The sequence below is a fragment of the Streptomyces sp. CB02980 genome (assembly GCF_014451325.2).
In the GTDB taxonomy this organism is placed as follows: domain Bacteria; phylum Actinomycetota; class Actinomycetes; order Streptomycetales; family Streptomycetaceae; genus Streptomyces.
In genome coordinates this window covers 107,095-116,612 of the sequence record NZ_JACSCH020000005.1, presented here as the reverse complement: position 1 = coordinate 116,612, position 9,518 = coordinate 107,095, and the positions used below count along the sequence as shown (strand labels likewise).

Below are 9,518 nucleotides of genomic sequence, written 5' to 3'. Positions count from 1 at the left end.
GTGCGCGATACTGGGATTGAACCAGTGACCTCTTCCGTGTCAGGGAAGCGCTCTCCCGCTGAGCTAATCGCGCGGGACGGTCCATACGGACCGGATCTTCGGTTGTTCTGCGTGCGCGATACTGGGATTGAACCAGTGACCTCTTCCGTGTCAGGGAAGCGCTCTCCCGCTGAGCTAATCGCGCTTGGAGGTGGAGACGGGATTTGAACCCGTGTAGACGGCTTTGCAGGCCGTTGCCTCGCCTCTCGGCCACTCCACCAGGAGTGAATACAGGGGTTCGGGAAGATCCCCCACATCGAGCGGACGACGAGATTCGAACTCGCGACCCTCACCTTGGCAAGGTGATGCTCTACCAACTGAGCCACGTCCGCTTGTCGTTTCCGTTTCGCTTGCGCGTCCCGGCGACGTGTTGAACTCTAGCGGATTCCTGGGCCAGCACAAAAACGCGTTTCCGCAGCGTGCTGACCTGCGCGCCGATCCGGGTGCCCGGCCGGGCGTCCCGGAGGGTTCGCGCCACGTTCACTCGCCGTGTTCCCCGGGTGGCGGGGAGCCCCCGTCGCCCGGGCCCCGGTGTCCCTCCTCCGGCGGACCTAGACTCGATGCGTGTACGACCTTGCTCCGCTGGCCCGCTTCGGCGGCCTCCTCGCGACCGACCTCCGGGACGTCACCCACGACCCCGAAGCCCTGGACTCCGCAGGCTTCTGGGCCGTCTGCGCGGACTTCGAGGGGCGTCTGACCTGCGCCCGCTTCGGGGACGTGCGGCCCGACCCCGTCCCCGCGCCCGTCCCCGGCGGCTGGCGCGGCCCCGCCGCCGGTGACTGGACGTCCTCCCTCGACCGCGCCGCGTACATCGCGGGCGTCCGGCGCGTACGCGAGCACATCGCGCGCGGCGAGGTCTACCAGGCGAACCTCTGCCGGGTGCTGACCGCGCCGCTGCCGGACCCGGCCGCCGCCGACGTCGACGCGCTCACCGCGCTCCTCGCCCGGGGCAACCCCGCCCCCTACGCCGGAACGATCCGGCTGCCCGCGCACGGCGTGGAGATCGCCACCGCCTCTCCCGAGCTCTACCTCCGCAGGGAGGGCGCCCTGATCTCCTCGGGTCCCATCAAGGGGACCGGCCGCACCGCCGCCGACCTCCTCCCCAAGGACCACGCGGAGAACGTGATGATCGTCGACCTGGTCCGCAACGACCTGGGACGCGTCAGCGAGACCGGCTCCGTCGCCGTCCCCGCCCTCTGCGCGATCGAGGAGCACCCCGGCCTCGTCCACCTCGTCTCCACGGTCACCGGCCTGCTGCGCGAGGACGCCGGCTGGCCCGAGCTGCTCGACGCCACCTTCCCGCCCGGCTCGGTGACCGGCGCGCCCAAGTCCAGCGCCCTGCGGATCATCGAGGCCCTGGAGGCCGCCCCCCGCGGCCCGTACTGCGGAGGCCTCGGCTGGGTCGACGCCGACGCGGGCACGGCGGAGCTGGCCGTCGGAATAAGGACCTTCTGGATCGACCGCCCCGAGGGCGTGCTCCGCTTCGGCACCGGCGCCGGGATCACCTGGGGCTCCGACCCGGAGCGCGAGTGGGAGGAGACCGAGCTGAAGGCGTCCCGGCTGGTCGCGATAGCGTCGGGCGCCTACGAGTCAGGCGCCCTCGAGGCGACCGGAAAGGCCACTTCTCGATGAAAATCTGGGTCAACGGCGGGCTGCACGACGCGGAGACCGCCCTGGTCTCCGTACTGGACCACGGACTGACCGTCGGCGACGGCATCTTCGAGACGGTCAAGGCGGTGCGCGGCGAGACCTTCGCCCTCACCCTCCACCTGGAGCGCCTCACCCGCTCCGCCCGCGGTCTCGGCCTGCCCGACCCGGACCTCGACGAGGTCCGCCGCGCCTGCGCCGCCGTCCTCGAGGCGAACCCGATGGAGCTCGGCCGGCTCCGCATCACGTACACCGGGGGCCTTTCCCCGCTCGGCTCGGAGCGCGGTGACGCGGGGGCGAGCCTGGTCGTCGGCCTGGGCGAGACCGGCCGTCGCGCCGACTCCACCGCGGTGATCACCGTGCCCTGGACGCGCAACGAACGCGGCGCCCTCACCGGGCTCAAGACCACCTCGTACGCCGAGAACGTGGTCGCCCTCGCCCGGGCGCGCGAGCAAGGGTCCTCCGAGGCGCTCTTCGCCAACACGGTCGGGCAGCTCTGCGAGGGCACCGGCTCCAACGTCTTCGTCGTGGTCGACGGCCGGATCCTCACCCCGCCCGTCTCCTCCGGCTGCCTCGCGGGCATCACCCGCGCCCTCGCCGTCGAGTGGACCGGCGCTCAGGAGACCGATCTGCCGCTGGACGTCCTGGAGAGCGCCGACGAGATCTTCCTGACCTCGACGCTCCGCGACGTCCAGGCCGTGCACCGGGTCGACGGACGCGAGCTGTCGCCGGCGCCCGGCCCGGTCACCGCCAAGGCCATGCGGATCTTCGACGAGAACGCCGCGCGGGACCGGGATCCGCGCCTCGCGTAACCGCCTCGCGCAAAACCTGATGACGGGCGGCCTCCGGGTGGGTAGAACACGACTGATGACCACCACCCTGCGGCCGGCCGAGCCGCTTCAGCAGACGCCCGACGGCGGCCGTTCCCGTACCTACGACGTGTGCGTGAACAGCCGTCGCGTCGGTTCCGTGCACCTCTCCACCGACCCGGGCTTCGGCGCCGCCTCCGGCGTGATCAGCCGCCTCGGGGTCCGCGAGCCGGACCGGGGGCGGGGCCGTGGCACGGTCGCGGCGCTGGCCTCGGAGGAGGTGCTGCGGGGCTGGGGCTGCGTCGAGGTCCAGATCTCCGTGCCCGCCGACGCGGGACCGGCGCTGCGGATGGCCCGCTCGCTCGGCTACACCGAGCGCAGCCGGAACATGGTCAAGGAACTGCCCGCCGGGCCGCCTGCCCTGCCGGCGGGGGTCGAGGTGCGGCCGATGACCGAGGCCGAGTACGGGGCGTGGGAGGCGCGGGCCAAGGAGGGCTTCGCGCGGAGCTGGACCGACCGCGGTGTGCCCGAGGAGCAGGCCCGCGCCAAGGCCGAGAGCAGCCACGCGAAGTACCTCCCGGAGGGCCTCGCCACCCCCGGCGTCGCGATCCACGTGGTCGTCCGGGACGGCCGGCCCGCCGGCTTCCTGTGGACCGGCCGGATCGAGCTGGAGCCGGGCCGCTGGGCGGCCTTCGTGTACGACATCGAGGTCGACGAGGCGCACCGCGGGCACGGCTACGGGCGGGCGCTGATGCTGCTCGCCGAGCGGGTCGCGCGCGAGGCCGGGGAGACCCTGCTCGGACTGCATGTCTTCGCGGGCAACACCCCGGCGATCCGGCTCTACGAGTCGCTGGGCTACCGCACGACCTACGTCAACAGCGCGAAGGAGCTGCTGTAGGCGCGGTCGGGAGGGCGCGGTCGCAGGTCCGGTCCTCGTCCCTTCAGCCCTTCAGGAGGCGGTCGGTGATCTCCTCGATGCGCTCGCGCAGACCGTCCTGGCTCTGGCCGCCGTCCAGTCGCTCGCCGTCGACCACATAGGTCGGCGTGCCGGTGACCTTGATCGCCTTGCCCTCGGCCTCGTCCGCGTCGACGGTCAGCAGGTGCCGGCCGTCGATCAGCGCCGTGTCGAACTCCTCGGCGTCCAGGTCGAGTTCGGAGGCGATCTCCATGAGCACCGGCTCGCCCCGCTCACCCAGCTCCGCGGTCCTGGCGAGCAGCGCCTCCGCGTACGGCCAGCCCTTGCCCTGCTCGAAGGCCTCCTCGGCGGCCTGAGCGGCGGCGTACGCGTGCTTGTGCTTCGCGAGCGGGAAGTGCCGCAGCTGTACGTCGAGCCGGTCGCCGTACTTCTCGCGGAGCGCGCGGACGTCGTCGAGGGCCTGGAGGCAGTCGGGGCACTGGAGGTCGAACCACGCCTCGAGGACGACGGGGGAGGCGGGTGCGGTGGTGGAGTCACTCATGACAGCAGTCTCCCTCACCAGGGAGGAGCGGGTGCCTCCCGACCGGGACCTGGGGAGGAGATCCGGGTGGGGTGACCCGGAGATCTCCCTGAGACCGGGCCCGGGGCGTGGCCGCGGAGGGCCTCACCGGTGCAGGATGGAAGGGACGTATCACCCGGACCTGGAGGACCGCATGCTCGCCGAGACCATTTGCTCCGCGGTGTCCGTGGCGGGCCTGGGCATCGCCGCGATCACGGCGTACCGGAAGCGGTTCCTGTCCGCTGCCCGGATCGCGGCCTACTCCCTGGTGCCGGTCGGTCTGGTGATGACGGGCGCCGTCGAATGGCTCGTGGACACGGCGTTCAGCCCGGTCGCCTGGGCCGGCTTCGGCGTCCTGGGCGCCGCCTGGCTGCTCTTCATGTCCACCCGGGCCGTGGAGCGGCGCCGGGGCGGCCGCAAGGAGACCACCGGCGGGGCGGAGCCGGGTGCCGTGGCCCCGGCGGCGTCGTCGCCCTCGCGTGCCGTGACGGCGAAGCCGCGGACCGGCACGCCGGCCGGAGAGGACTTCAGCGACATCGAGGCGATTCTGAAGAAGCACGGAATCTGACCGCTTCTGGCCGTTCCCGTTCCCGTGATCGTCCGGCGATCCACGGGAAGGGGTGAACAGCCCTTGCGGTGGGGCGTGTTGCGGGATTTCCCGGGTCCCGCGTGCGCGATCATCCCCCCGAGATGCTGGATACCTCGCGGGAGACCGTCCCCGCCGCCACCGATGCCCCTGCCGAAGAGCCGCGCGGCTGTCTGTTCGCGCTCTCCCAGCCCCCGCTGATGATCTTTCTCGGGGTGATCGGCTGTCTGCTGCTCATGGCTGCCGTGCACGATCTCTTCGTCCTGTGACGACCCCGGGTCCGGTCGCGGGCCGGGCCCCGGCTCCGGGCCCGGCTTCAGCCCCGGCCCCGAGCCCGGCGGGCGCCTCAGCCCGCGGCCTCCTTGCGGCGCGCCCGGTACGCGGCCACGTGCAGTCGGTTGCCGCAGGTGCGGCTGTCGCAGTAGCGGCGCGAGCGGTTGCGGGAGAGGTCGACGAAGGCCCGGCCGCAGTCCGGCGCCTCGCAGCGCCGCAGCCGCTCCTGCTCGCCCGCCACCACGATGAACGCCAGCGCCATGCCGCAGTCGGCCGCGAGGTGGTCGGCCACCGAGGCGCCCGGCGCGAAGTAGTGCACGTGCCAGTCGTAGCCGTCGTGGTCGGTGAGCTGGGGCGTGGTCCCCGCACCCGCCACCAGCTGGTTGATCAGGGGGGCCGCGATCCGGGCCTCGGGGGCCGAGAAGACCGCCGCGAACTTCTCGCGCACCGCGCGCACGGCCCGCAGATCGGCCGGACCGAGGTCGCCCACGTCGCTGATCTTGTGCGCGTGTACGAAGGTACGCAGCCCCGGGATGTCCGCGAGCTCGTCGGCCCGGTCGCCCTGCGGCGCGGTGTTCATCAGATCGACGACTGTGTCGAGGGCGATCCGGGTGTCGTGGGGGATCAGCACGATTCGCTCCCTGGCCGGCCGCGGGCGGGCGCCCGCGGAATGGCGCTGACTTTAGCGCGACCGGGAAAAGGACAACGGCGCCCTCCACCGCGCCGGCTGCGCGGTGGGGAGCGCCGGTGTCGTGCCTATGTGGCTGCCCGCGCGGCGCCGTCGCCCCGAGTCGGACGGCGCCGTGCGGCTCTCGGCCTGGCTCAGCTGTCGGCCAGGATGTGGGAGAGCTCCGTATCGAGATCGAAGTGCCGGTGCTCGGTGCCCGGTGGCACGGCGGCGTCGGTCCGCTTCAGGAACGACTCCAGGGCCCTCGCCGGGGCCTCGAGCAGGGCTTCTCCCTCGGGGGAGCTCAACGCGATGCAGACGACTCCCTGACCGTGACTCCGGGACGGCCAGACGCGGACGTCGCCCGTGCCGGTGGGCCGGTGCAGCCCCTCGGCGAGAAGGTCGCGGGCGAAGACCCACTCGACCGTCTCCTCGGCTCCGGTGTGGAAGGTGGCGTGCACGGCATACGGATCGGCCGTGTCATACCGCAGGCCCGCGGGTACAGGCAGTGAGGACTCGCTCGACACAACGAGGCGCAGGTGCAGCTCGCAGCTGACCGTGGTGTTCATAAGCGCCAGGGCCTTTCGCTCAGTGTGCGCTCGGGGATTCGCACGTCGGCGAAATCGACATGCCACCTCAGGTGCCGTTGTAAACCCCTCTGTCGGTTTTGTGATCGTTCAGGTAGCTCGTTCGGGGGCGTGTGACCTGCGGTAATACCGCCATTCCGGTGAGGGCTCCGCTTCCGGTAAGTTGGGAACCATGAATGCGGAGAGTGACGAGCGCACCGGGGAGTCCGCAGACGGCCAGGAAGCCGAACTGGGATCCCGCGCACCGGAGTTCATCAAGTCCCGACGAGGCCTCCATCTGAGCTGGCAGGTCGGCGTCTTCATCGTGGGACTCGCCGTGGTCGGAGCCGGAGTGGTCATGCTGCCGCTCCCGGGGCCCGGCTGGCTGGTCATCTTCGGCGGCATGGCGATCTGGGCGACCGAGTTCGTCTGGGCGCAGCTGGTGCTCCGCTGGACCAAGCGCAAGGTCACGGAGGCCGCACAGCGCGCACTCGACCCCAAGGTCCGCCGCAGGAACATCATCCTCACCAGCGTCGGCCTGGTGATCATCGCCGCCCTGCTCGGCATCTACCTCTGGAAGTTCGGCTTCGTCATGCCGTGGAAGATCGACGAGTGACCCTGGGATGGTGCGGGAGCCCCGCTGACATGCGGTAATGTTTGCGGTGCACCGGGGCGATTAGCTCAGTGGGAGAGCACTTCGTTCACACCGAAGGGGTCACTGGTTCGAACCCAGTATCGCCCACCACCCGGTCCGAAGGCCCGAGACGGAACATCGTCTCGGGCCTTCGGCGTACCCCGTCCGCTCACCGCATCCGCGCGACCCGGTCCCGGAGCCGCCGGGCGTCCCGCAGCCGCTGCTCGTACGTGGCGCCCACCGCGAGCAGCAGGAGCCCGGCGAGGGCCGGCGGCAGCCAGCGCGGCAGCGCACCCACCGCCTGCACCACGTACGGCGCCAGCTCGTGCAGCCCGTCCAGGGCGAGAACCGAGCCGCCGAGGACCAGGAGCGCCTGGAGCCGGAACCGTGCGCCGAGCAGGGTCACGACGAGGGCGGCGACCCCCAGGGCCAGCGGCCGCGGCCACTCCGGGTCCGTCCAGGCCGCGACGAGGCTCGGCAGCAGCGTCGCCGCGAGACCCGGGCCGTACGCCGTCCAGGACGAGGCCTCCCGGTCCCGGCGCCGTCGCAGGAAGCCGACGACGAGGGCCGGCACGGTCACCGGCAGGGTGTACGCCTCCGGGGTCGTGACCTCCCACACCGCGAGCCGCACCCAGGTGGCCAGCAGGAAGAGCACCGCCGCCGTCCACGAGGCGAACCGCCGCCGTTCGGGGCGCACGGCCGTCGCCGCCGCGATCACCCCGCCGAGGGCCAGGGCGAGCGCGAGGAACGCGGGCCGGGACGCGGCGAGCGCGAACGCCGGGAGCGCCACGACCGCACCGGTGATCTCGACCGGCAGGGCCACCGGGCGGGCCTTGGCGCCGACGGCGGCCGTCGCCGCCGGGACGAGCAGCAGGGCGAGCGCCGTCCAGTGGTCCTCGAACCCGCCGGCGGCGGCCACCGCGACCACGAGCCCGGTCGCGGTGAGCACCGCGGCGCAGGCGGCGACCACCCGGCGCGCGCCCGCCCCGAGCGCCGCCACGCCCACGAGGAGCACGAGCAGCGCCCCGAGCGTCGCGAACGTGGCCTCCCGCACGTCCAGAGCGAGCGCGACCGCGCTCACGGCGGAGGCCAGACCACCGGCGTACGCGATCCACCCCAGGACGGTCCCGGGCTCCGTGGCGGGAGCCTGAGGGCGGGGCCGGGAAGGCGCCCAGGCGCCCCAGGGGGCGCCGGGCGCGGCGGGGGAGGGCTCCGGCTCCGGCGTGCCGCGGCCCTCGGCCGGTTCGGGGCGACGCAGGCCGCGCGCCATCGGGCCGGGGCGGACGGCGCACCCGAGCGCCGCCGCGGTCGTCAGGAGCTGGAGGGGCAGCGTCGCCGCGTACGGCAGACCGAGGGAGACCGGCAGTGCCGTGAGCAGCGCCCAGACCAGGGCGAGGGCGCCGCAGCGGGCCCACAGCCGGGGGACGGCCACGAGGACGGCGGCGGCCACCGCCAGGACGAGGACGGCCGTCCCCGGGTACGAGGTCAGCGCCCGCCCGGCGTGCTCGCCGGACCACACCTCCGTCGTCCGGGCCATGGGCCCGAGGAGTCCGACCGCGACCGGCGGCAGCGCCCAGACGACCCCGAGCGCCGCGACTCCGCCACCCGCGCCGGCGAGCCCGAGCCGGACGCCGCCCGGCAGCCGCCTCCCGGTCTCCTCGGCCGCTCCGTCCCCGGCCGGGCTCAGGCGCCACACCGACGCCAGCGCAAGGCCGCACAGGACGTACACCGGCACGGTCCAGTCCGTCGGGACGGCCGGGCGGAGCAGGCCGCCCGCCGCCGCGACCGCCGCCAGGCCGGCGACGGCCGAGGCCGCCACCGCGAGGGTGGGCAGGCGCCGGGCCACGTACAGGGTCAGCGCCGCGGCCGCCAGGAGCAGCGGTGCGCCGCTCCACGGCGAGGTGAGCGAGAGCCAGCCGCCCGTCAGGAGCGCCCAGCCGCCCAGTGCCGTCGCACCCACGGCCGCCGTGATCCGGACCGCGGCCGGGCGGGTCCACAGGATCACCGCGCCGTCCGCCGCGGCCGTGACGAGCGCCGCCCACGCGAAGACCGTCGGGCCGCCCCCGGCGGCCAGCACGCCGAGCGGCAGCGGCAGCTGCCCCGCGACCACCGCCACCGGCAGCGGGATCCGCAGCCGGGACAGGGCCGAGCCGTACGCCGTCCACGCGCCCGCGAGCACCGCCGCGGCCACCGCCGTGTACCCGAGGCCGTCCGCCTCCGGCAGTGCCACCCGGTGCAGCGCGTACGCGTCGAGCACCATCAGGACCAGACCCAGCGCCGCCACCGACTCGGCCGTCGACACCAGGCTCCGGCGCAGCAGCGCCACCGGCGCCGCCAGCGCGGCCGAGGTGACCACGCACAGGACGACCGAACGGCCGCCGATCCCCATCGACCCCCAGCTCACCAGCGTGAACGCGATCGCCGCGATCGTCAGCAGCGTGCCGCCGAGCGTCAGCAGCACGTTCTGCGCGCTCCGCGGCGTCGAGTCCGCCACCGGCGGGCGCGGGCCGGAAGCCGTCGGGCGCGGGCCGGAAGCCGTCGGGCGCGGGCCGGAAGCCGTCGGACGCGGGCCGGGTGCCGGGGGGAACGGGCCGGGCGCCGTCGACGCCGCAGGCGCGTACAGCACCCGGAGCAGCCACGCCCGGCGGGCCAGCAACTGGGACCGGTGTGCGTCGAGTCGGGCCAGCTCACGGTCGACGAGCGCGAGCTCGTCCGCGGGCGGCAGGGAGTTGTCCATGCCCGGAGTGTGGCCCCCACCACACCGGGCGGGAATGCGTCCGGATACTCATCTTCCGGCTCCCGCGGTCTGAGTACGTCCACAC

At 73.6% G+C, this 9,518-nt stretch carries 10 protein-coding genes and 5 tRNA genes; 7 read left to right on the top strand and 8 right to left on the bottom strand.

Annotated features, from left to right (window positions below; genetic code table 11):
- Window position 1 precedes the first annotated feature (1 nt).
- From E0F75_RS13010 to E0F75_RS12995, 4 genes are all read right to left on the bottom strand, one after another.
- A tRNA-Val gene (locus E0F75_RS13010) sits at window positions 2-73 on the bottom strand.
- 39 nt (window positions 74-112) lie between these two features.
- Window positions 113-184, bottom strand: a tRNA-Val gene (locus tag E0F75_RS13005).
- A 1-nt stretch (window position 185) separates the two neighbouring features.
- Window positions 186-259: transfer RNA gene (locus E0F75_RS13000), tRNA-Cys, on the bottom strand.
- A gap of 39 nt (window positions 260-298) precedes the next feature.
- A tRNA-Gly gene (locus E0F75_RS12995) sits at window positions 299-371 on the bottom strand.
- 232 nt (window positions 372-603) lie between these two features.
- Between E0F75_RS12995 and E0F75_RS12990 the strand changes: the two genes are divergently transcribed.
- The 3 genes from E0F75_RS12990 to E0F75_RS12980 are packed head-to-tail and all read left to right on the top strand — an operon-like array spanning window position 604 to window position 3,393.
- Window positions 604-1,671, top strand: coding sequence for a chorismate-binding protein (locus E0F75_RS12990; RefSeq protein WP_187622670.1), 1,068 nt, complete (start codon window positions 604-606; stop codon window positions 1,669-1,671).
- On the top strand, window positions 1,668-2,498 hold the full coding sequence (locus E0F75_RS12985; RefSeq protein ID WP_187622669.1) for an aminotransferase class IV: 831 nt from the start codon (window positions 1,668-1,670) through the stop codon (window positions 2,496-2,498). Before E0F75_RS12990 ends, E0F75_RS12985 begins: the two co-directional genes overlap by 4 nt.
- Window positions 2,499-2,553: 55 nt before the next feature.
- Window positions 2,554-3,393: a GNAT family N-acetyltransferase gene (locus tag E0F75_RS12980; RefSeq protein ID WP_187622668.1), complete on the top strand. Its 840-nt coding sequence runs from the start codon at window positions 2,554-2,556 to the stop codon at window positions 3,391-3,393.
- A gap of 43 nt (window positions 3,394-3,436) precedes the next feature.
- On the opposite strand, the gene E0F75_RS12975 is transcribed toward E0F75_RS12980, so the two are convergent.
- Window positions 3,437-3,952, bottom strand: coding sequence for a DsbA family protein (locus E0F75_RS12975; RefSeq protein ID WP_187622667.1), 516 nt, complete (start codon window positions 3,950-3,952; stop codon window positions 3,437-3,439).
- Between the two features lie 136 nt (window positions 3,953-4,088).
- Here E0F75_RS12975 and E0F75_RS12970 point away from each other — a divergent pair, with 136 nt between their 5' ends.
- Window positions 4,089-4,538 (top strand): hypothetical protein, encoded by a 450-nt coding sequence (locus tag E0F75_RS12970; RefSeq protein WP_229312659.1) that lies wholly within the window; start codon window positions 4,089-4,091, stop codon window positions 4,536-4,538.
- Window positions 4,539-4,660: 122 nt separating this feature from the next.
- Complete coding sequence (locus tag E0F75_RS12965) at window positions 4,661-4,825, top strand: hypothetical protein (RefSeq protein WP_187284004.1); 165 nt, start codon at window positions 4,661-4,663, stop codon at window positions 4,823-4,825.
- A 77-nt stretch (window positions 4,826-4,902) separates the two neighbouring features.
- On the opposite strand, the gene E0F75_RS12960 is transcribed toward E0F75_RS12965, so the two are convergent.
- The gene (locus E0F75_RS12960) at window positions 4,903-5,460 is read right to left on the bottom strand and encodes a CGNR zinc finger domain-containing protein (RefSeq protein WP_187622666.1); all 558 of its coding nucleotides are present in this window, start codon (window positions 5,458-5,460) and stop codon (window positions 4,903-4,905) included.
- A 191-nt stretch (window positions 5,461-5,651) separates the two neighbouring features.
- Complete coding sequence (locus E0F75_RS12955) at window positions 5,652-6,065, bottom strand: SsgA family sporulation/cell division regulator (RefSeq protein ID WP_015032345.1); 414 nt, start codon at window positions 6,063-6,065, stop codon at window positions 5,652-5,654.
- 190 nt (window positions 6,066-6,255) lie between these two features.
- Here E0F75_RS12955 and E0F75_RS12950 point away from each other — a divergent pair, with 190 nt between their 5' ends.
- Window positions 6,256-6,678, top strand: a complete 423-nt coding sequence (locus E0F75_RS12950; RefSeq protein WP_187622665.1) for a TIGR02611 family protein — start codon at window positions 6,256-6,258, stop codon at window positions 6,676-6,678.
- Window positions 6,679-6,732: 54 nt separating this feature from the next.
- Window positions 6,733-6,807, top strand: a tRNA-Val gene (locus tag E0F75_RS12945).
- Between the two features lie 58 nt (window positions 6,808-6,865).
- Here the strand turns inward: E0F75_RS12945 and E0F75_RS12940 are convergent.
- Window positions 6,866-9,433 (bottom strand): SCO7613 C-terminal domain-containing membrane protein, encoded by a 2,568-nt coding sequence (locus E0F75_RS12940; protein ID WP_187622664.1) that lies wholly within the window; start codon window positions 9,431-9,433, stop codon window positions 6,866-6,868.
- Window positions 9,434-9,518 lie beyond the last annotated feature (85 nt).

Bases quoted from the DNA above. Each gene is read 5' to 3' on its own strand.
- E0F75_RS12955 (WP_015032345.1), bottom strand. From the start codon at position 6,065: ATGAACACCACGGTCAGCTGCGAGCTGCACCTGCGCCTCGTTGTGTCG.
- E0F75_RS12965 (WP_187284004.1), top strand. From the start codon at position 4,661: ATGCTGGATACCTCGCGGGAGACCGTCCCCGCCGCCACCGATGCCCCT.
- E0F75_RS12940 (WP_187622664.1), bottom strand. From the start codon at position 9,433: ATGGACAACTCCCTGCCGCCCGCGGACGAGCTCGCGCTCGTCGACCGT.
- E0F75_RS12970 (WP_229312659.1), top strand. From the start codon at position 4,089: ATGGAAGGGACGTATCACCCGGACCTGGAGGACCGCATGCTCGCCGAG.
- E0F75_RS12975 (WP_187622667.1), bottom strand. From the start codon at position 3,952: ATGAGTGACTCCACCACCGCACCCGCCTCCCCCGTCGTCCTCGAGGCG.
- E0F75_RS12985 (WP_187622669.1), top strand. From the start codon at position 1,668: ATGAAAATCTGGGTCAACGGCGGGCTGCACGACGCGGAGACCGCCCTG.
- E0F75_RS12980 (WP_187622668.1), top strand. From the start codon at position 2,554: ATGACCACCACCCTGCGGCCGGCCGAGCCGCTTCAGCAGACGCCCGAC.
- E0F75_RS12950 (WP_187622665.1), top strand. From the start codon at position 6,256: ATGAATGCGGAGAGTGACGAGCGCACCGGGGAGTCCGCAGACGGCCAG.